Consider the following 19,826-nt stretch of genomic DNA (forward strand, 5'->3'; position numbering starts at 1 on the left):
GCTGGGGAGGGGCTGGGCCGGGCGGGGCCGGGTCGGGTCGGCCGGACCGGGTCAGTCCATCAGCCCAGCAGCGAGAGGTCCAGGACGTCCGGGGCGCCGTCGACGACGCGGATCGGGACGCCCCAGTCCTGCTGGTGCATGTGGCAGGCCGGGAACTCGACCGACGGATCCGCGTCGCACGAGGCGGCGCGCGCGTTCACGTGCAGCACGCCGTCCGAGTACGCGGGGTCCAGCACGACCGTGCGCTCGAGGGCGGTCGAGGTGCCCGATCCGGAGGTGAGCATCGAGGTGGGCGTCGTCGAGATCGACACCTGGGTCGAGGGGCCCAGCGAGTCGTCGAGCTTGTGCCCGGGCGGCGGGGTGAACAGCACGCGCACCGTGAGGGCGCCGGGGCCCACCTCGGTGACCGGGCGCGAGGTGCGCTGCGCGCCCTCGTCGAGCACGCGCTCGGCGGCGCGGGCCACGGGCACCCAGGTGAGGCGGTGCGCGCCGGACTCGACGACGATGAGCTGGCCGATGCCGTCGATCGGCGCGCCGATCACCGCGCCCGAGGGCTCGGCGAGATCGGTCGCGACGGTCACCACGGTGCCCTTGCCCTCGTCGCCCGTGAGGTCGATGAGGCGGATCGCGCCGTTGTAGGTGTCGCAGACGGCGAGGCGGCCGTCGGGCAGCGCGGTCACGCCCAGCGGGTGCTGCAGGCGGGCGTGGTCGGCGGCGCCGTCGACGTGCCCGAAGTCGAACAGGCCCTTGCCCACGACGGTGCGCACGGTGAGGGTCTGCGGGTCCAGCAGGCGGATCGCGGAGGACTCGGAGTCGGCGATCGCGAGGGTCCCGTCGTCCATCTCGTCGATCCCGGAGGGCTGCGCCCACCAGGAGGACACGAGGGCGCCGTCGACGAGGCCCTCCTGGGTGGTGCCCGCGAGCACGGCGAGCGAGCCGGTGCGCGGATCGAACGTCCAGATCTGGTGGATGCCGGCCATGGTGATCACGACGCGGTCCAGGGCGTGGGACCAGGTGAGGTCCCATGGCGTGGAGAGCGCGAAGCCGAGCGGGTCGCCCTCCCCCGTGGGCAGGGCCTGGCCCTGCATCCACTGGGCGCCGTCGCCCGCGACGGTGCCCACGATGCTCGTGGTGCGCGAGCGCAGCAGGCGGCTGCGGCCGAGCTCCACCGAGCGCAGCAGATGGTTGGCGCTGTCGGCGACCAGGACCTCGTAGCCGGCCTCGTCGGCGACCTCCGGCGGGAGGACGAGCACGCCGTTGGGCTCGGCGAACAGGACGTCGGGCGCGTCGCCGTCGGCGCGGCCCCGTCGGCCCGCCCCGATGATCTCGGAGACCGTGGAGCCGTCGGGCTCGAAGACCACGAGGCGGTGCTGTCCGGCGTCGGAGACGATCAGGCGGCCGTCGTCGAGGGTCGCGACCTTCGAGGGGAAGCGCAGGGTCTGGGGGACGCGATCGGCGATCACCGTCGGCGCGGGGCCGCGGCGCAGGGAGCCGTCGGCCTCCCCCTCGGTCACGAGCTGCGCGGCGAGCGAGTCGATCGTGTCCGCATGGCCCTCGCCCGAGAGGTTCGCGGCGATGCGGCCGTGGGTGTCCAGCACGATGAGGGTGGGCCAGGCGCGCGCCCCGTACTCGCTCCAGGTGCTGAGCTCGGGGTCGTCGAGCACCGGGTGGGTGATCTCGTAGCGCTCGATGTTCGCGGCGAGGGCGTCGGCGTCCTTCTCGAACTCGAACTTCGGGGAGTGCACGCCGACGACGACGAGCTCGTCGGCCCACTTCTCCTCGATCGGCCGCAGCTCGTCGAGGACGTGCAGGCAGTTCACGCAGCAGAAGGCCCAGAAGTCCAGGACGACGACCTTGCCGCGCAGGTCCTCGAGGTCCAGCTCGATGCCGCCGGTGTTCAGCCAGCCGCGGCCGCGCAGGGCGCTCCCGTGCACGCGGACGTCGCGCGCGGCGCCCCCTGCGGTCGCGGACGAGGGGCCGCCCGCGGGCGGAGCGGAGGCAGATCCGTCGCTGCTGGCAGGTCCGTCGGTCGCTTCGCCTGATGAAGTCATGGGGTCAAGTCAACACCGAGCCGCGGCGCGCGTGCCAGTCAAGCCCGCCATGCCGACGGGTCGGTCACACCCTGAGCGCGCCGACCTGGGCGTACGTCGCCATGTGACGGGCGGGCCGACGGGCCGGTTCACCAGCTCTCGATCCAGCTCAGCAGGCCGGGGTCGGCGAGGGTGCGCAGGGAGAGGTCCGCGGGCGGGGCCTCGCCGTCCTGCGGGATCGTGATCAGGCGCAGCCCCGCCGAGCGCGCGGCCTGCGCGCCCGTGTGGGAGTCCTCGAAGGCGAGGGCCTGGGCGGGCCGGGCGCCGAGGGCGCGGGCTCCCGCCTCGTACATGTCGGGGAACGGCTTGCCGCGCTCCACGGTGTCGGCCGACTCGAGCACCCGGAAGTAGTCGCGCAGACCGGCGCGGCCCAGCTTGTCCTCGAGCATCTCGTGCCAGGAGTTCGAGGCGCAGGCGATCGGGACACGCGCACTGGTCGCGGCGAGGACCTCGTGCACGCCCGGGAGGACGTCGAGGTCGCCCGCGACGTCGCTGCGGAAGCGCTCGCGGGTCGCGTGGAGGACGTCCTCGTAGGGGGCGCCGGCGAGGTCCGCGATCACCCGGGAGGCGTCCTCGACGGTGAGGCCCAGCGGCAGGGCGCCCTCGGCGGCGGCAGGGTCCACACCGTAGCGGGCGAGGATCGCGGGCTGCGTGCGGTGGCTCCACGCGGTCTCCGTGTCCAGCAGCATCCCGTCGCAGTCGAAGACGACGGCGCGCGGCGTCCAGTCGCCGAAGGCCTCGCGGAAGCGGTCGCCGGACGTGCCGGGGGCGGCCGCGGCGGAGCTGGCCGACGCTGGGGACGACGCAGCGGGCGCGGGGGCAGGACCGGGCGTCGGGGCGGGGGTGTTCATCGGGCTCTCTCCCAGGTGCGGATCCAGGCGTGCAGGTCGGTGTCCTCGAGGCTCGCCAGGGTGCGGTCGGCGACGGGCTGCTGCCCGGGGATCGAGGGGACGGCGATGAGTGGCAGCCCTGCCGCGCGGGCGGCCGTCGCCCCGGTCTCGGAGTCCTCGAAGGCCAGGGTGTCGGCGACGTCGGCGCCCAGGCGCCGGGCGGCCTCGACGTAGATGTCGGGCGCGGGCTTGCCCTCGGCGACGTCGTCGACGCTCACGGAGGTGAGGACGACGTCCCCGATCCCGAGGCCCTCGAGGGCGTCGTCCAGGAGGTCGCGCGGGGAGTTCGAGGCGATCGCGACCGGGACGCGCGCGGCGACCGCGCGCACGGTCTCGACGGCGCCGGGCAGGACGCCCACGGCGTCCGTGAGGGCCTCCCGGTGCAGGGCCATGAGCTCGTCGGCCGCGGCATAGGGATCCTGGCCGGTCTCGGCGGAGAGCGTGCGCACGACGGTCTCGATGCTGCGGCCCGTGAGCGACCTGCGCGTCTCCTCGTCGATCCTCGCTCCGTGGCCCGCGAGGTAGCGGGCCTGCGTCGCGAGCCACTCGGACTCGGTGTCCACGAGCAGCCCGTCGCAGTCGAAGACGACGGCGCGCGGGCTCCAGCGCGGCGGCCAGGTCGCCAGCGGGCCGGGGTCAGGAGCGGAGGGGGCGGAAGTCACCCCTCAAGGCTCTCACGTCGCTGCCCGCACGGACGATGTGAACCCGGCGACCGCGGGACGTGCGAGCAGGTCGTGACCAGGGAGGGAACCGGATGTTCACGCGTTGTTCCGTGCCCCGTTCACCTGGCCGTCAGGAGCGGGCGGGGCGGGCCGGACCGAGCCCGGCCCGCCCCGTTCGGGCCCGCCTCCGTCTCAGAGCTCGGCGACCGCCGCGAAGCCCTTCTCGAGGTCGGCGAGGATGTCGTCGATGTGCTCGAGGCCCACCGAGAGCCGCACGAAGCCGGGCTCGACGCCCGCGGCGCGCTGCTCCTCCTCCGTGAGCTGCGAGTGGGTGGTCGAGGCCGGGTGGATGACGAGGCTGCGCACGTCGCCGATGTTCGCCACGTGCGAGTGCAGCTCGAGGGCGTCGACGAAGGCCACGCCCGCCTCGCGACCTCCTTCGAGGACGAAGCCCAGCACCGAGCCCGCGCCCTTCGGGAGGTACTTCTGCGCGCGCTCGTGGTACGGCGAGTCAGGGAGGCCCGCGTAGGCGACCGAGACGACGCCGGGCCTGGTGGTGAGGTGGTCCGCGACCTTCTGGGCGTTCTCCACGTGACGTTCGATGCGCAGGGGCAGGGTCTCGACGCCCTGCGCGATGAGGAAGGCGCTGTGCGGCGAGACCGCGGGGCCGAGATCGCGCAGCAGCGCCACGCGGGCGCGGATCGCGTACGGGGGCAGGTCGGGCGCGATCGAGCTGTACACCAGGCCGTGGTACGCCGGGTCGGGCTCGTTGAACAGGGGGAACCTCTCGGGATCGGCGGAGAAGTCGAAGCTGCCGCCGTCCACGATCACGCCGGCGATCGCGGTGCCGTGGCCGCCCAGGAACTTGGTCGCGGAGTGCACGACCACGTCGGCCCCGTGCGCGAGCGGGCGCAGCAGGTAGGGGGTCGCGATCGTGTTGTCGACGATCAGGGGGACGCCGGCCTCGTGCGCGATCGCGGAGACGTTCTCGATGTCCAGGATGTCCTGGCGGGGGTTCGGGATGGACTCGGCGAAGAAGGCCTTGGTGTTCGGGCGGACCGCGGCGCGCCAGGAGTCGAGGTCGTCGGGGTCCTCGACGAAGACCGTCTCGATGCCGAGCTTGCTCAGGGTGTGCTTGAGCAGCGAGTAGGCGCCGCCGTAGAGGCTCGGGGAGGCGACGATGCTGTCGCCGGCCTGCGCCACGTTGAGGATCGACAGCGTGATCGCGCTCTGGCCGGAGGCGACGAGGAGACCCGCGACGCCGCCCTCGAGCGCGGCGATGCGGTTCTCGACCGCCTCCTGGGTGGGGTTCGTCAGGCGGGTGTAGATGGGGCCGAGCTCGGCCAGGCCGAAGCGGTCGGCGGCCGACTGCGCGCTCGGGAACACGAAGCTCGTGGTCTGGTAGATCGGCAGCGCACGGGCGCCGGTGTCGGAGTCCGGGGCCTGGCCGGCGTGGATCGCGAGGGTCTCGAAGTGCGGGGCGGGGGCGGTGTCGTTGTCGGGCATGGGGACACCGTCGGCGAGCACCGCGCGCGAGCGCAAGGATCGCGTGCGAACGTGAACGGGTGTGACGCACGGGGATGGCCGACCATGCCCCGGTGGACCTGGTCAGCTTCGAGATCGAGGGGTGACCCCCGGCCCGTCGAGCTCGAGCACCCTTCCCGTCCAGCGCCGGCGCAGCCAGCGGTCGTGGGACGCGATGACCACGGTGCCCTCCCACTGCCCGATCGCGCGCTCGAGCCGGGTGGCGAGGTCGAGGCTCAGATGGTTGGTGGGCTCGTCCAGGAGCAGCAGCGACGGCGGGGAGGTGAGCAGTGCGGCGAGCGCCGCACGGCGCTGCTGACCGCGGGAGAGCTCGCCGAGAGGCCGGTCCAGGTCGCGCGGGTGGACGAGGCCCATGAGGTCAGGCACGCTCTCGTCCTCCGGGCTGCCGCCGAGCATCCTTCGCACGCTCGAGCGCTCGTCGATCTCCTCGTCCTGGGCGAGCAGCGCGCGATCGCGCGTCACCGAGACCGTTCCCCGATCAGGATCGAGCAGTCCCGCGAGCAGGGACAGCAGCGTCGACTTCCCCGAGCCGTTGGGTCCGGTGATCAGCAGCTTCTCCCCCGCAGAGACGCTCAGCGACGTCGGCGCGAGACGGCGGGCGAGGCCGGCGTCGGCGACGGAGACGAGCACCTCCCCGGCGGTGCGGCGCCTGTCGCCCCGGGGCATGCCGGTGAAGTGGAGCTCGGCCGGGGGCTTGCGGATCTGGGACTCCTCGAGCTCGGCGAGGCGTCGCTCGGCGTCGCGCACGCGACGGGAGACGACGCTCGCGTGGCGGTCCGCGTAGAACTTCTTGGCGGCCTTCGCCTCGGTGCGCGGCGCGCGTCCCTCGTGGCCCACGCTGTGGCCGGCCTTCACGCTCTCTCGCAGGCGGTCCAGCTCCTCCTGCTCGTCGCGGAACCGTCTCTCCCAGCGCTCGCGCGCGTCCAGGCGCGCGTGCAGGTAGTCGGTGAAGGTGCCGGTGTACGCCGTGAGGCCGCCGACCTCCTCCCCCAGGGGCGTGGGCGACGGGTCGAGATCGAGCTGGGCGTGCGTGGCCTCGTCGAGGAAGGCACGGTCGTGGCTCGCCACCAGCACGGGGCCGGGATGGTCGGCGAGCAGGCCCGCGAGGAAGCGGGCGCCCGCGTCGTCGAGGTGGTTGGTCGGCTCGTCGAGCAGCAGGGTCGTCGGCCGGGTGATGAGCAGGTGCGCGAGGGCGAGGCGTCCGCGCTGTCCGCCGGAGATCTCCGCGAGGAGACGGCCCGAGGGGACGTCGGCGAGCCCCAGACCGGCGAGGACCTCGGCGGCGCGGGTCTCGGCGTTCCACACGTCGGCCAGGGTCGCGCGGGCGAGCAGCGCGTCGTAGCGCGCCGCGGCGCGCGGCGAGTCGTCGACCGCGAGCTCCGCGCCCGCCTCGGTGAGGGACTCCTCGAGCCGCCGCGCATGGGTGAGCGCCTCCTCGACGACCTGGGCCAGCGTGGTCGTGGAGGGGTCGTGCGGGAGCTCCTGGTGCAGGAGGCCGACGGGGCCGGGCGCCTGCACCTCGCCGGACTCGGGCTCCTCGGCCCCTGCGAGGATCCGCAGCAGCGTCGACTTGCCCGATCCGTTCTCCCCCAGCAGCCCCGTGGGCGTGCCGGCCGGGACGGTGAGGGAGACATCGGTGAGCACGCGGCGGGCGCCGTAGCGGTGGGAGATCCCGTCGGCCCGCAGGTGGAGTGCGGAATCGGCGCGGGAGGCGGAGAGGCTCGAGGGCTCGGCACCGGGAGCGGTCGTGGAGGATGCGGCGGTGCGCGGGGCGGGTGAGGTCATGGATCGGCTCCGAGATGTCGTCGGGACGCGGACGGGGATGCCGATCAGATGCTCATGGGTCTCACGCTAGCCCGTGCCGGTCCCACGGCGACAGGGATTTTCGGTCGCCGTCGGCCCGACGGCGCACCCGTGCGCATCCGGTGCGCACCGGATGAGGCATGGTCCCTGCAGGTCATCGCCTGCGTCCCGCTCGGGACACGAAGGGTTCGCGGGGCGGGGGCACTGTCAGGGACTGTCACCGCCCGGCGGCCGGGCGGAGCATGGATCCCACGATCGTCCGCGGCAGCCGCCCGGGCGTCGGCCACCGGCACGAGGAGGATCAGATGCACACGAGGACACTGGGACAGGGGCTCGAGGTCTCCGCGATCGGACTGGGGGCAATGGGGATGTCGCAGTCCTACGGCCCCAACCCCGGCAGCCGTGAGGACATGATCGGGGTGCTGCGGTTCGCCGTCGAGCACGGCGTCACCTTCATCGACACCGCCGAGGTCTACGGGCCGTACGACAACGAGCGCCTGGTGGGCGAGGCCATCGCCCCGATCCGCGACCAGGTCGTGGTCGCCACCAAGTTCGGCTGGAACATCGTCGACGGGACGATGCAGGGCACCGATTCGCGCCCGCAGCAGATCCGGAAGGTCGCCGAGGAGTCCCTGGAGCGGCTCGGCATCGAGCAGATCGACCTGTTCTACCAGCACCGCGTCGACCCCGACGTCCCGATCGAGGAGGTCGCGGGGACGGTCGGCGAGCTGATCGCCGAGGGGAAGGTCGCCCACTTCGGGCTCTCCGAGGCCGGCGCGGAGACGATCCGCCGCGCCCATGCGGTCCAGCCCGTGACCGCCGTGCAGAGCGAGTACTCGCTGTGGACCCGCGATCCCGAGCCGGAGGTGCTGCCCGCCTGCCACGAGCTCGGCATCGGCTTCGTGCCCTTCAGCCCGCTCGGCAAGGGCTTCTTCACCGGCACCGTCACCCCGGACCAGGACTTCGGCGACGGCGAGATCCGCGCCCGCGTCCCGCGCTTCGAGGCCGAGAACCTGCGCCGCAACCAGGCGCTCCTCGATGCGGTGGGCGCGCTCGCGGAGGAGCGCGAGGCCTCCCCCGCGCAGATCGCGCTGGCCTGGCTGCTGGCGCAGTCCCCGTCGATCGTCCCGATCCCGGGCACCCGCCGTCGCGAGCGTCTCGTCGAGAACGCGGGCTCGACGCAGGTGCGCCTCTCGGCCGACGATGTCGCCGCGCTCGACGCCCTGGCCGCCCAGGTGGGCGTCGCCGGCGACCGCTACGACGAGAACGGGATGCTCATGGTCGGGCTGTGAGGGCGGCGGGCGGCTGTCGGCTGTCGGCTGTCGGACGGCAGTCGGCTGCGCGGCCGAGCAGCCGGCGGACCGGATCGCCGGATCGGGACCTCCGACCCTGGTGGGCCGGGTCGGAGAGCGTGAGGATGGGGCCATGAGCGCATCGCACGCCCCGGAGCCCCGTCCGTCGTCCGCCTCCGACCACGCGAGCGCCGCTGCGCCGCCCACCGGCGGGCGCCTCGCCGTCGTCGGCGCCGGGGCCGTGGGCTCCTCGGTCGCCTACGCCGCGATGCTGCGCGGCAGCGCCCGCAGCATCGCGCTGTACGACATCCGCGCCGAGAAGGTGCGCGCCGAGGTGCTCGACCTCGCGCACGGCTCCCCTCTCGCGGGCGGCGCGGAGATCACGGGCGGCGACGACGTCTCGTGCATCGCGGGGGCCGACCTCGTCGTCATCACGGCGGGCGCCGCGCAGGCTCCGGGGCAGACCCGTCTCGACCTCGCAGGCACCAACGTGAAGATCCTCGAGAGCCTCATGCCGCAGCTGCTCGCGCAGGCCCCCGATGCCGTGTTCATCCTGGTCACGAACCCCTGCGACGTGCTGACCGTCGCCGCCGACGCGCTCGCGGGTCTCCCCCGCGGGCGAGTCTTCGCCTCCGGGACCGTGCTCGACACCTCGCGCCTGCGCTGGCGGCTCGCGGAGCGGCTCGGCGTGGCCCCGCGCAGCATCCACGCCACGATCATCGGCGAGCACGGGGACAGCGAGTTCCCCCTGTGGTCCTCGGCGCACATCGGCCAGGTGCCGCTGCGGGACTGGACCGACGGACCGGGCGCGGCGGGCGCGGCGGGGGCGGCGGACTCCCCCGCCCTCTCCCGCGAGGAGCTCGACCGCCTCGGCCACGAGGTCGCGGGCGCCGCCTACGAGGTCATCCAGGGCAAGGGGGCGACGAACCTCGCGATCGGCGTCGCCGCCGCCCGCATCGTCGAGGCCGTGCTGCGCGACGAGCGCGCGGTGCTGCCGGTCTCGAGCCCGCTCACCGGCTACCGGGGGATCTCGGGCGTCGCGATGAGCGTGCCCTCGATCGTCGGCCGCGCCGGTGTCGAGCGGACGCTCGAGGTGCCGATGGACGAGGACGAGCGGGCGCGGTTGCTTGCCTCGGGCGATGCTCTGCGGGAGGTCCAGCGCAGCCTCGGGCTGTGAGGGGGGTCTGCGGCTCGCGGTCATGTCGCCGACCGGCATATACGGGACATCTCTGCCATATATGGCAGAGATGTCCGCTCACGGCCGTTCGACGACGTCGGCCACCTCATCAGCGGGTGCCGGCGGCCGCGCGGACGGGGCCCGGCTGAGCCGGCAGGCGACTGGGCCGGCAGGCGACGGGCCCGGCTGGGCCGACGGGGCCGGGAGGGCGACGGGGCCTGCTGCGGGCCGGGTCGGCCGGCCGCCCCGCCGTGCTCAGCTCAGTGCACGCGGCGGTCGTCGACGGCGGCGCGGGTGCGGCGCAGGGCCTCGCGGCCCAGATCCGGCACGCGGGTCGCGACCGCCACGAAGATGCAGTCCACGACCGTGAGCTGGGCGATCCTCGAGGCCGTCGCCCCCGAGCGCAGCTCCGACTCGACGGCGGCGGTGAGCAGGACGTCGTCGGCGGCCTTGGCGAGCGGGGAGCCCGCGGCGCCGGTGACGGCGACCACCCGGACGCCCGCCTCGCGGGCGATGCGCGTCGCGTCCAGCAGTTCCGCGGTGCGGCCCGAGTGGGAGAAGGCGATGAGCACGTCGTCCGAGTCGAGCAGGGCGACAGCGGGCAGACCGTTGTGGGCCTCCGTGTGCACGACGGCCGGCAGGCCGAGCCGGGCGAGCTTCTGCTGCTCGTCCGTGGCCGCGAGCCCCGAGGCGCCGACGCCGAAGAGGACGATGCGGCGCGCGGGGGCGACCGCGTCGGCCACCCGGGTGAGCGCCTCGAGGTCGAGCCCGCGCACGGTGTCGTGCACCGCGCGGGAGTCCGCCGCGGCGATCTTCCCGGTCATCGTCGCGATGTCGTCCGAGGGGTCGATGTCGCCGTCGCTACTGTGGTCCTCCCCCGCGGTGGCCGCGGCGACGGCCTCCTCGTGGAGGCGGAAGCGCAGGTCACGGTAGCCGCGGAAGCCGAGCTGACGCGCGAAGCGCACGACGCTCGCCTCCGAGCAGTCGGCCTCCCGGGCCAGGTCGCCGATGGTCATCGAGGCGACGCCCGCGGGATCGGAGAGGATGAGGTCGGCGATGCGGGCGAGGGCCGGCTTGAGGTCGCCGCGCAGGCTGCGCAGCCTCAGCAGGAGCGGCGGCGTGCTCATCGCCGGTCCGTGGACGGGGTGTCCGGCTGCATGCTCATGGTGACTCCTTCGTCGTGAGGCTCGCGACCGCGCTGCGGATCCCCGCCGGGTCGCCCCGTCTCCCGGGGTCCTTCCCGAAGCGTACTGCGGCGACCTCCGCATCCGTGACATCCGCGTGCGCGAGGAGCGCCACCAGGGCGACGCGCACGCGGCCGCCCGCCTCCTCCAGCACCTCGGCGGCCCGCTCGGGCGACTCGCCGGTGGCCTGGACGAGCATCCGCACGGTGCGCGCGACGAGCTTCGCGTTCGTCGGCCGCACATCGATCATGAGGTTCTGGAAGGTGGTGCCGAGCCGCACCATCGTCGCCGTCGACAGCGCGTTGAGCACGAGCTTCTGCGCGGTCGCGGCCTTCATGCGGGTCGAGCCGGTGACGGCCTCGGGGCCGACGTCCACGAGCACCGCGACGTCCGCGAGGCGCGCGAGGGGCGCCTGCGGATTGGCCGCGACCAGGCCCGTGGACAGGCCCCGCTCGCGGGCTGCGGCGAGGGACCCGCGCACGAACGGCGTGCGACCGCTCGCGGCCAGGCCGATCACCACGTCCCCCTCGCCGCACTGCTCGGCGACCAGGGCGGCGCCCGCGTCGGCGTCGTCCTCCGCACCCTCGACGGCGCGGGTCATCGCGGCGATGCCGCCCGCGAGGTGCGCGGTGACCATCTGCTCGGTCGCGCTGTACGTGGGGAGGAGCTCGACGGCGTCGAGCACGCCCAGGCGACCCGAGGTGCCCGCGCCCACGTAATGCACGGTGCTGCCGCCGGCGACGGCCTCGACGCACAGGTCGACGAGGCGTGCGATGGGCGCGGAGACGGCCTGCACGGCGCCGGCCACGCGGGCGTCCTCCGCGAGGATAGTGTCGACGAGCTCGGGGGCGTCCAGGGTGTCGAGCTCGTGCGTGCGCGGGTTCCGCTCCTCCGTGGGCGAGGCGAGCGCGATGAGGTCCTGCCAGCGCTCGGCGGGCTCAGCACGGACGGTCGGCTCTGCGTGTGCGGCCGGCTCGGTGGGGGCGGCGGGCTCGGTCTGCTCGGTCAACGGGCACCTCCCGGGGTGCGGTGGTCGGGTCCGAGCAGCCGCAGGCGCCGGGGGCGCGGGCGCGCGGCGGGAGCGTCGGACGGGTCGGACGTGCCGCGCGGGGCGGCGCAGCACGGATCGAGGCCGGCGACGGGCACCGGCGGGGTGAGGGAGCCCAGCACGGCGGCGCTGCGGGCGCCGGTGACGGGCCCTCCGTCGGGGCCGACGGGCAGGGCGGGGATGCCGTGGACCGAGAGCCAGCCGACGACGGCCATGAGCAGCGCCTCCTTGGCGTCCGAGGGGACGCCGAGGTCGGTGCTCGAGCGCAGCGGCACCGGGTCGAGCAGGTCGGCGAGGCGCGCGCGCAGCACGGGGTTGCGCATGCCGCCTCCGGAGCCGTGCACGACGGGGGCGCCGGCCTCGCGCACGAGGTCGGCGACGGTGCGGGCGGTGAGCTCGGTGAGCGTCGCCAGCAGGTCCGGCAGGTCGAGCCGGGCGGCGCGGGGGCTCATGCGCTCGACGTACGCGGCGTCGAAGTGCTCGCGGCCCGTCGAGCGCGGCAGCGGGAGCGCGAAGAAGGGGTCCGCGAGCAGCTCGGCGAGCGCGCGCTGGTCGACCGTGCCGGAGGCGGCGAGGCGACCGTCCTCGTCGCAGTGCATGCGTCCGGCCGTCGCCCGGCGCACGGCGGAGTCGAGGAGGGCGTTGGCGGGGCCGACGTCGCCGGCGCGCACCGTCAGACGCTGCCCCGAGGCGCCGGATGCACCGTCGGACGCGGAGGAGCCGGCGGACCCTGTGGGGCCGGTGGGCTCTGCGGCCTCGACGAGCGTCACGTTCGCGATCCCGCCGAGGTTGAGCACGGCTCCGCCCTCCTCCCCCATCAGCAGCACGTCGAGGGCCGGGGCGAAGGGCGCGCCCTGGCCTCCGCGGGCGACGTCCGCGCTGCGCAGGTCGTGCAGGACGCTCGCGTGCGTCGCCTCGGCGATCCGCGCGGCGTCCCCGATCTGGAGGGTGCCCAGCACGCGGCCGTCCGCGGCGGCCCAGTGGTGGAGGGTCTGGCCGTGGGAGACGACGAGGTCGGCGCCGCCCGAGCGCCCGAGCACCCGCGCGGCGACCTCGCCGAGGTGGGCGCCGATCTGTGCGTGCAGCATGTCCCAGGTGGCGACGCCGCTGCTCGCGGGCGGCAGCACGTCGAGGATCGCCTCGCGCAGAGGGCCGGGCCAGGGATGCTCGTCGACGTCCAGCAGGCGCGCCGTGAGCACGTCGGGGTCCGACGCGTCGCGCGCGAGGTCGACGAGGACGGTGTCGACGGCGTCGACCGAGGTGCCGGACATCATGCCCAGGACGCGCATCGTGACGGGCTCGCTCAGCGTGCCGGGGTCGCTCAGCGTGACGGGCTCGCTCAGCGTGACGGGCTCGCTCATCGCGGCTCCCGCCCGGCGCGCAGCAGCAGGTCGACGGCGGCGCGCATCATCGTCAGCGAGCTGCCCAGGGTGCTCACGCTCTCCCGGTGCTCGAGGGCGGCATCCGGGACGCCGGTGTGGACGAGGATCGCGTCGGGCCGCTCGTCCAGCGCCTCGGCGACCCGCTGGGACTCCGCGGCGTCGGAGCGCGGGAGCCGGGTGACCACGAGGACCTCGGCGGCGCCGGAGAGATCGCCGGGGTACTGGGCCTCGGTGACGTCGATCCCGCGCTCCCGGAGGGCAGTGACCAGGTGCGGGCTGCGGGAGCCAGAGGCGTGGTCGGCGCGGACGCGGGCGTCCGCGACCACCACAGGTCCCCCGCTGAGGGCGGCACGGCGGGCGGTGACCGCGCGGCGCGCGGCGTCGGCCCCGATCTCCTCGAGATCGTGCAGGGTCTCCGGGATGCTCCGGCGCGGCTCGACGCCGCGGCGGATGCGCAGCGAGCGGATGGCGGCGCGGGTCTGCGCGGCCCGTAGGCCGATCTCCTCACGGTCCAGGCGCCCGCTCTCGAGCGCGGCGAGGATCGCGTCGTGCGCCTCGCGGACCATCTGGGCGGCGTCGCGGCGCAGCGAGGTGCCCAGGCACAGCAGGTGGGCGCCCGCCTCGAGCGCGCGCACGGCGGCCTCCCCGAATCCGGGATCGGCGGCGACGGCGGCCATGTCCAGGGCGTCGGTGATCACGAGCCCGTGAAAGCCGTTCCCGGAGACCTCGTCGAGCAGCGTCGTCGACCAGCGCGAGAGCGAGGCGGGGCCCTCGCCGAGGGAGGGCACGAGGATGTGCGCGGTCATCACCGCGTCGAGCCACGGGGCGATCTGGAAGGGCGCGAGGTGCTCGCTGCGCATGTCGCGCGCGTCGAGGTCGATGCGGGGCAGGGCGGTGTGGGAGTCGACGGACGTGGCGCCGTGCCCCGGGAAGTGCTTTCCGGTCACGCCGAGTCCCGCGCTGCGCAGGCCGCTGGCCATGGCGCGGCCGTGGCGCGAGACGCGGTCGGGGTCGTCGCCGTACGAGCGGGTGCCGATCACGGGGTTCGCCGGGTCGGTCGAGACGTCGAGCACCGGGGAGAGCACGAGGTCCATGTCGCAGGCGGCGAGAAGCTCGCCGAGTGCCTCGCCCGCGCGGGCCGTGAGCGCGACCTCGTCGATCTGCCCGAAGGCCCAGGCGCTGGGCAGGGAGGAGCCGGTCGCCGCCTGCAGGCGGGAGACGTCACCGCCCTCCTCGTCGATCGCCACGAGCACCTCGTCGCAGCGCTCGTGGATCGAGGCGGCGAGCGCGGCCGCCGTCCCCGGATCCGGCGTGTTGTATCCGAACAGGATGATCGAGCCGAGGCCGGCGTCGAGCGCGTCGCCCGCCCAGTCAGGGAGCGTCGTGCCCTCGAGCGGGGCCATGAGCAGGGTGAGGACGTCGCGGTCCCAGGCGGGCGTCCCGCTCATCCCTTCACCGCGCCCTGGGTGAGGCCGCTCGCGAGGTTGCGCTGGACCAGGACGAAGAAGATCACCACGGGCAGGGCGATGATCGTCGAGGCGGCCATCACGGCGCCCCAGTTCGCCGTGTTCTGGGTGAAGAAGCTGCGCAGCCCCACGCCCACGGTGTACTTCGAGCTGTCCTGCATGAAGGTCAGCGCGAAGATGAACTCGTTCCAGGCGGTGATGAAGCTGAACACGCTGGTCGCGACGAGGCCCGGGGCGACCAGCGGGAACAGGATCGAGCGGAACATCCGCGGCCAGCTCGCGCCGTCCACGTAGGCGGCCTCCTCGAGCTCCTTCGGGACGGCGGCCACGAAGCCCCGCAGGTTCCAGATCGCGAAGGGCAGCGAGAACGCCAGGTAGACGATGATCAGTCCCAGCATCGAGTTCAGCAGGTGCAGGTTGCGGGCCTGCAGGAACAGGGGGATCACGAGCGCCTCGAGCGGCACCATCTGCACGAGCAGCACGAGGATCAGCACCTGGGTGCGCAGGCGGAAGCGGAAGCGGGCCACCGCCACGGCGGCCAGCAGCGCGATGGCGCCGGAGATCAGCACGGTGCCCAGGGCGACGACCGCCGAGTTCTTCACGTAGTCCAGGAACCCGGCGTCCACGAGCACGAACCGGAAGTTCTTGAGCGTGAAACCGGTGGGCAGCCAGCTCGCGCCGCGCCCCAGCGGATTGGGATCCACGGCCGTGGAGAGCATCCAGTAGAAGGGGAACAGCGAGAACACGAGCACCAGCACGATGCCGACGACCTTGCCGACGACGGTCGCGATGCGCCGCGGACTGCGACGACGGATCGCCGCGCGCTGGGCGGTGCGCTCGGCGGCGGTGGGCGCGGGGCCGACGGGGGCCGCGGGGGCGGTGCGGGCGGCAGGGGCGGTGCTCACAGCTCGTCCTCCTTCATGAGCGAGCGCATGTAGATCACGGAGATCACCAGCAGCAGGAGCGTCAGCAGCACGGCGATCGCCGAGCCGCGTCCGTACAGACCCTGGGCGAAGGACTCCGAGTACGACCACACGCCCAGGTTCATCACGTCGCGGTTGGTGCCGTTGCCGCCGGGCATCAGGTAGATCTGCGTGAAGACCTTGAAGTCCCAGATGGTCGACAGGATGATGCAGACCGCGAGGATCGGGCGGATGCCCGGGATGGTCACGCTGCGGAAGCGGGACAGGGGCCCCGCGCCGTCGAGCGACGCGGCCTCGTAGAGCTCCTTGGGGACGGTGCCGAGGCCCGCGAGCACCGTGACCGCGATGAACGGGAACCCGTGGTAGACGACGTTCGCGGTCGCGATCGCGTAGAACGCCCAGCGGTTGGCGAACCAGTTCCACGAGCCGGCCTCCATGATCCCCAGCTGGTCCAGGGTGCTCGCGACCAGCCCGTTCAGGGGGTCGAAGAGCCACACGAACACATAGGTGCCGGTGATCGCGGGCACCGCCCAGGCGACCATGATCGCGGTGGTGCAGATGCTGCGCCACCAGGTGCCCAGGGTGTTCAGGAACAGGGCGACCACGATCCCGACGACCATCGTGAGCACCACGCACACGACCGCGAAGCCCACCGTGTTGGGCAGCACCGTGCCCCACAGGAACGGGTCGGAGAGGATCTCCCGGTAGTTCGTCAGGCCCGTGTAGTTCGAGTCCCCGCGGATGAGGTTGCGCAGCCGGTAGTCCTGCACGGACAGGTTCAGCACCCGCACCAGCGGCCACAGCAGCAGGATCGCGAGGGTCACCAGTCCCGGGGCGAGCAGCAGCCAGGGAGCGGAGCCGCGCTGGAGGCGTCGGCGCACCGGGACCCGTCGGCGCTCGAGGGTCCCGGTGGCGTTCGCGGCGTTCTTCGGGGTGGAGGTGGCCGCGCTCATCCGCCGAAGATCTTGTCCATCTCGGTGGCGGCGGCGTCGGCGGCCTGCTTCGCGTCGGTGCCGCCGAGGATGTCGCTGAACAGGGTGGACAGCGTCTTCTTGCCCTCGATCTGTCCCCAGGCCGGGGTGACGGGGACGGTGGTGCCGCCCTCTGTCATCTGCTGGGCGAAGACCTTGGTGAGGTCGTCGCCGTCGGACACGACCTGGTCCAGGGCCTTCTGCTCGCCGGGGAAGTAGTTCGTCTCCTTCGCCCACTTGGTCGCGAGCTCGCCGGTGGACATGAGCTTGATGAGCTCGAAGGCGAGCTCGGGCTCCTCGGTCTCGGTGAAGCGGCACAGCAGCGACCCGCCCAGGAAGGAGGGCGCGACGGCCTTGTCCTTCGCGGGGATCGTGAAGGCGACCAGGCGCTTGTAGAGGTCCTCGTCGTCGGCCTTGATCGTCGCGGGGACCCACGAGCCGGTGATGAACATGGCGACCTTGCCCTGCTGGAAGGCGGCCAGGGAGTCGGTCTCGAGCCAGCTCGAGGCGGCCGCGGTCGACGCGTCGTGCTTGAGCGCGAGATCCGTGTACCAGGTGATGCCCTCGACCGACTCGGTCGAGTTGATCGTGGCCTTCCACTTCCCGCCGGACTCGGCGGCGATGTCGCCGCCCGCGCCCCACACGAAGGGCATGCCGGCGAAGATCGAGCCCCCCGCGACGGGGAACGGGATGATGTCGGGGTTCTTCTTCTTGAGCGTCTCGATCATGCTGAGCAGGTCGTCCCAGCTGGCGGGCTGCTCGGTCACGCCCGCGTCCTCGAGGATCTTCCTGTCCGCGAGGATCGAGCGGACGCCCGCGTACCAGGGCATGCCGTAGAGCTCGTCGTCCAGGGTGCCGGCGTCCACGAGGCCCTGCACGAGGCCGTCCCCGATGCCCGCCTCGTCGACGTCCTTGGTGAGCGGGTCGAGGCCGCCCGCGTCGGCGAACTCGGGGACCCAGGTGGTGCCGACCTCGGCCACGTCCGGGCCGGTGCCGCCGCTCATCGCGGTCACGAACTTGTCGTGCGCGCCGTCCCAGGGCTGCACCTCGACCTTGAGGGTCGCGCCGGTCTTGTCCTTGAACGCCTTGGTGATCGCGTCGACGTACTCGTCGGTCTTCGCGTTGGTGCCCTGCATGATCCACAGGGTGATGGTCTTGTCGGCGTTGGCCTCGGTGTCGGTCGGGTCGCTGCCGCCCGAGCCGCCCGAGCAGGCGGCAAGGCCGAGCGCGGCGGAGCCGGCGGCCCCGGCGGAGAGAACACCTCGTCGTGAGATCATCGGAACTCCTCACAGCTGTCGGGTCGGCACGTGCCGGGCGGCACTGTGGATATCGTCTCGTCGTCGAGCGATGCGGGAACCGCGTCGAGAAGCAGCGTCATCGAGGATCCGGGGACCCGGGATGGCACCCTCCGGGATCGCTCCCGGAGCCGAACGTCAAGAAAACTTCCCTCGCCGATCTTCTATGCTGAAGTTACCACGATGAAGGAGGTCCCGTGCAGGCTCCCCAGGACCGTGACCGAGCTGTGACGTCGCCCGTCGTGCTGGTGGCGGACGTCGGCGGCACCCGCAGCAGATTCCTCGTCGCGCCGGTCGATCCGGACGATCCGCCGCTGATGGCCGAGCCCGTCTTGGGGCCCGGTGCGAACCTGCGCTCGAGCGGCCCCGGAGCGCTCGCGGCGCTCGCCGAGCCGGCCCGTCGGGCTCTCGAGGCGGCCGGCATCGACGGCCCCGTGGCGGCGCGGGAGCGCGTGGGCGCCGCGGTGCTCGGCCTCGCGGGCAACGGCGCGGCCCGCCGACGGGAGATCACCGCCGCGGTGGCCGAGGCGCTCGCACCGCTCGGCATCGAGCCGGCCCGCCTCACGGCGACCGACGACCACCTCACCGCCTTCCTCGGCGCGGGCGTGGGCGAGGACGGCCTGCTGCTGCTCGCCGGCACCGGCTCCGTGTGCGTGCGCTTCGAGGGCCGCCGTCCCGCGGAGCGCTGCGACGGGATGGGATGGCTGCTCGGGGACGTGGGCTCCGCGGTCTGGCTGGGGCGCGCCGTGCTGCAGGCGGTCGCCGCGGACATCGACGGCCGCGGACCGCGCACCCGCCTCACCGAGTCGCTCGGCGACGTGCTGGAGCTCGATCTGCGCGACGGGCTCGTCCCGCTCTCCCCCACCGGCGATCCGCGACAGGATCTGGTCGCCGCGATCGACCCGCTCTCCCTCGCCGACCTGGGCCGCTTCGCGCCGCTGCCCGGTTCCCTGTGCGAGGACCAGTTCGACGAGGTCGCCCGCGGGATCCTCGACGGCGCGGGCCGGCACTTCTCCCGCACCGTGCAGCGCCTGGACCCCGAGGCGGCGTTGCCCGTGGTGCTCGCCGGCGGCGTGCTCACGACCTCCGGCCCCATCCACGACGACCTCGTGACCTGGCTCGAAGCGGCGGGGCGCACTGTGGCCCCGGTCCAGGACGGTCTCGCCGGGGCGCTCCGCCTGGCGCGCGAGGCGGCGGGCGGGCCGGACGGCGCCGCCGGCCCGATCCGATGAGCGCGCCCGCGGAGGACACTGCGCACGAAGAGCCCCGTGCAGCCGACGACCCCCGTGCAGACCCCCGCGCACGCGCGCGAGAAGCCGCAGCGGCCTCGGCGCACCGCCGGCGCGAGCGCCTGGCCCGCGCGCGGGAGCGACGTGCCCGGCGAGCCGGACGCGAGGCGGATCTCGCGCTCCGTCTGCGCTCGGAGAACCGCCGCAACACGATCGCCCTCACCGTCACCGTCGTCCTCTCCCTCGCCGCCACCTTCGCGCTGAGCTCGCTGTTCCCGAGCGAGCGGGAGCGCGAGGCGCTCTCCCTCCCGGGCACGTTCGCCGTCATCGCGATCACCGTGTACGCCGCGAGCTTCGCGCTGCTCACGCACTGGACCTTCCACCGTCTCCCCCGGCGCGACGTCGTGATCGCCGCGCGCCTGGCACGGGCACGGCGCGCCTCCGCTTGGCTGCGATGGGTCTCGGGGCGCGGATCCGTCAGCTCCGAAGCACTGGGGCTGGTCATGCTCGCGGTGCTCGCGATCGTGCTGCTCCTGCTCAGCGAGTCCGGCCCCTACCGCGTGGTGCTCCTGGTGACGACGATCGCCGCGATCCTGTGCACCTGGTACTCCACAGCGATCACCCTCGCCGTCGAGTACGCGGCGGAGGACGGCCATGGCGACGCCTTCGAGCTGTCCGCCCCGCAGCGCGGCTTCGACGAGTACCTCTACGTCTCCATGATCGTCCAGGTCTCGGGCTCGGCGAACGAGAACGTGCCGCTCACGAGCGGAGCCCGCCGCCTGGTGCGGCTGCAGGCGCTCCTCGGGCACGTGATGACCTCGGTGGTCGTCGCGCTCGGGATCTCCGTCGTGATCACGGTCCTGTGATCG

General features: G+C 73.7%; 16 protein-coding genes. 4 read left to right on the top strand and 12 right to left on the bottom strand.

The features are described 5' to 3' along the window. Positions 1–59: 59 nt before the first annotated feature. The 5 genes from M4486_RS09880 to M4486_RS09900 form a co-directional block, all read right to left on the bottom strand. Entirely contained in the window at positions 60–2,051 is a 1,992-nt protein-coding gene (locus tag M4486_RS09880; RefSeq protein WP_249480969.1) for a thioredoxin-like domain-containing protein, read from the bottom strand. 128 nt (positions 2,052–2,179) lie between these two features. After that, positions 2,180–2,941: an HAD family hydrolase gene (locus M4486_RS09885; RefSeq protein ID WP_249480971.1), complete on the bottom strand. Its 762-nt coding sequence runs from the start codon at positions 2,939–2,941 to the stop codon at positions 2,180–2,182. Beyond that, positions 2,938–3,642 (bottom strand): HAD family hydrolase, encoded by a 705-nt coding sequence (locus M4486_RS09890; RefSeq protein ID WP_249480972.1) that lies wholly within the window; start codon positions 3,640–3,642, stop codon positions 2,938–2,940. Before M4486_RS09890 ends, M4486_RS09885 begins: the two co-directional genes overlap by 4 nt. Positions 3,643–3,834: 192 nt before the next feature. Continuing rightward, positions 3,835–5,148, bottom strand: coding sequence for a bifunctional o-acetylhomoserine/o-acetylserine sulfhydrylase (locus tag M4486_RS09895; RefSeq protein WP_249480973.1), 1,314 nt, complete (start codon positions 5,146–5,148; stop codon positions 3,835–3,837). A 102-nt stretch (positions 5,149–5,250) separates the two neighbouring features. Next, a complete protein-coding gene (locus M4486_RS09900; protein WP_249480975.1) occupies positions 5,251–6,972 on the bottom strand; it encodes an ABC-F family ATP-binding cassette domain-containing protein in 1,722 nt (573 codons plus the stop codon). Positions 6,973–7,295: 323 nt separating this feature from the next. Between M4486_RS09900 and M4486_RS09905 the strand changes: the two genes are divergently transcribed. Further along, positions 7,296–8,282, top strand: a complete 987-nt coding sequence (locus tag M4486_RS09905) for an aldo/keto reductase (RefSeq protein ID WP_249480976.1) — start codon at positions 7,296–7,298, stop codon at positions 8,280–8,282. 133 nt (positions 8,283–8,415) lie between these two features. Further along, positions 8,416–9,459 (top strand): L-lactate dehydrogenase, encoded by a 1,044-nt coding sequence (locus M4486_RS09910; protein WP_249480977.1) that lies wholly within the window; start codon positions 8,416–8,418, stop codon positions 9,457–9,459. A 260-nt stretch (positions 9,460–9,719) separates the two neighbouring features. Here the strand turns inward: M4486_RS09910 and M4486_RS09915 are convergent, their stop codons facing one another. The 7 genes from M4486_RS09915 to M4486_RS09945 all read right to left on the bottom strand — a co-directional run bounded on the left by M4486_RS09915 (position 9,720) and on the right by M4486_RS09945 (position 17,710). Continuing rightward, positions 9,720–10,586 (bottom strand): MurR/RpiR family transcriptional regulator, encoded by an 867-nt coding sequence (locus tag M4486_RS09915; RefSeq protein ID WP_152352215.1) that lies wholly within the window; start codon positions 10,584–10,586, stop codon positions 9,720–9,722. A gap of 34 nt (positions 10,587–10,620) precedes the next feature. Continuing rightward, a complete protein-coding gene (locus tag M4486_RS09920) occupies positions 10,621–11,652 on the bottom strand; it encodes an N-acetylmuramic acid 6-phosphate etherase (RefSeq protein WP_346731780.1) in 1,032 nt (343 codons plus the stop codon). Continuing rightward, positions 11,649–13,052: an anhydro-N-acetylmuramic acid kinase gene (locus M4486_RS09925; protein WP_249480979.1), complete on the bottom strand. Its 1,404-nt coding sequence runs from the start codon at positions 13,050–13,052 to the stop codon at positions 11,649–11,651. The genes M4486_RS09920 and M4486_RS09925 overlap by 4 nt, the downstream gene beginning before the upstream one ends. Next, positions 13,049–14,521, bottom strand: coding sequence for a glycoside hydrolase family 3 N-terminal domain-containing protein (locus M4486_RS09930; RefSeq protein WP_249480980.1), 1,473 nt, complete (start codon positions 14,519–14,521; stop codon positions 13,049–13,051). Before M4486_RS09930 ends, M4486_RS09925 begins: the two co-directional genes overlap by 4 nt. Next, positions 14,518–15,354 (bottom strand): carbohydrate ABC transporter permease, encoded by an 837-nt coding sequence (locus tag M4486_RS09935; protein ID WP_249481113.1) that lies wholly within the window; start codon positions 15,352–15,354, stop codon positions 14,518–14,520. Before M4486_RS09935 ends, M4486_RS09930 begins: the two co-directional genes overlap by 4 nt. A gap of 86 nt (positions 15,355–15,440) precedes the next feature. Further along, positions 15,441–16,415 carry a carbohydrate ABC transporter permease gene (locus tag M4486_RS09940; RefSeq protein ID WP_249480981.1) on the bottom strand — a complete coding sequence of 325 codons (975 nt, stop codon included), beginning with the start codon at positions 16,413–16,415 and terminating at the stop codon, positions 15,441–15,443. Then, a complete protein-coding gene (locus M4486_RS09945) occupies positions 16,412–17,710 on the bottom strand; it encodes a sugar ABC transporter substrate-binding protein (RefSeq protein WP_249480983.1) in 1,299 nt (432 codons plus the stop codon). The genes M4486_RS09940 and M4486_RS09945 overlap by 4 nt, the downstream gene beginning before the upstream one ends. A gap of 215 nt (positions 17,711–17,925) precedes the next feature. Here M4486_RS09945 and M4486_RS09950 point away from each other — a divergent pair, with 215 nt between their 5' ends. After that, positions 17,926–18,960 carry an N-acetylglucosamine kinase gene (locus M4486_RS09950; protein WP_249480984.1) on the top strand — a complete coding sequence of 345 codons (1,035 nt, stop codon included), beginning with the start codon at positions 17,926–17,928 and terminating at the stop codon, positions 18,958–18,960. Beyond that, positions 18,957–19,823, top strand: a complete 867-nt coding sequence (locus M4486_RS09955; protein WP_249480985.1) for a hypothetical protein — start codon at positions 18,957–18,959, stop codon at positions 19,821–19,823. Before M4486_RS09950 ends, M4486_RS09955 begins: the two co-directional genes overlap by 4 nt. Positions 19,824–19,826 lie beyond the last annotated feature (3 nt).

The sequence above is a fragment of the Brachybacterium kimchii genome (genome assembly GCF_023373525.1).
GTDB lineage: Bacteria > Actinomycetota > Actinomycetes > Actinomycetales > Dermabacteraceae > Brachybacterium > Brachybacterium kimchii.

Coding starts and splice junctions, on each gene's coding strand:
- M4486_RS09895 (WP_249480973.1), bottom strand. CDS start 5,148: ATGCCCGACAACGACACCGCCCCCGCCCCGCACTTCGAGACCCTCGCG.
- M4486_RS09900 (WP_249480975.1), bottom strand. CDS start 6,972: ATGACCTCACCCGCCCCGCGCACCGCCGCATCCTCCACGACCGCTCCC.
- M4486_RS09940 (WP_249480981.1), bottom strand. CDS start 16,415: ATGAGCGCGGCCACCTCCACCCCGAAGAACGCCGCGAACGCCACCGGG.
- M4486_RS09945 (WP_249480983.1), bottom strand. CDS start 17,710: ATGATCTCACGACGAGGTGTTCTCTCCGCCGGGGCCGCCGGCTCCGCC.
- M4486_RS09905 (WP_249480976.1), top strand. CDS start 7,296: ATGCACACGAGGACACTGGGACAGGGGCTCGAGGTCTCCGCGATCGGA.
- M4486_RS09930 (WP_249480980.1), bottom strand. CDS start 14,521: ATGAGCGGGACGCCCGCCTGGGACCGCGACGTCCTCACCCTGCTCATG.
- M4486_RS09915 (WP_152352215.1), bottom strand. CDS start 10,586: ATGAGCACGCCGCCGCTCCTGCTGAGGCTGCGCAGCCTGCGCGGCGAC.
- M4486_RS09910 (WP_249480977.1), top strand. CDS start 8,416: ATGAGCGCATCGCACGCCCCGGAGCCCCGTCCGTCGTCCGCCTCCGAC.
- M4486_RS09955 (WP_249480985.1), top strand. CDS start 18,957: ATGAGCGCGCCCGCGGAGGACACTGCGCACGAAGAGCCCCGTGCAGCC.
- M4486_RS09880 (WP_249480969.1), bottom strand. CDS start 2,051: ATGACTTCATCAGGCGAAGCGACCGACGGACCTGCCAGCAGCGACGGA.
- M4486_RS09925 (WP_249480979.1), bottom strand. CDS start 13,052: ATGAGCGAGCCCGTCACGCTGAGCGAGCCCGTCACGCTGAGCGACCCC.
- M4486_RS09885 (WP_249480971.1), bottom strand. CDS start 2,941: ATGAACACCCCCGCCCCGACGCCCGGTCCTGCCCCCGCGCCCGCTGCG.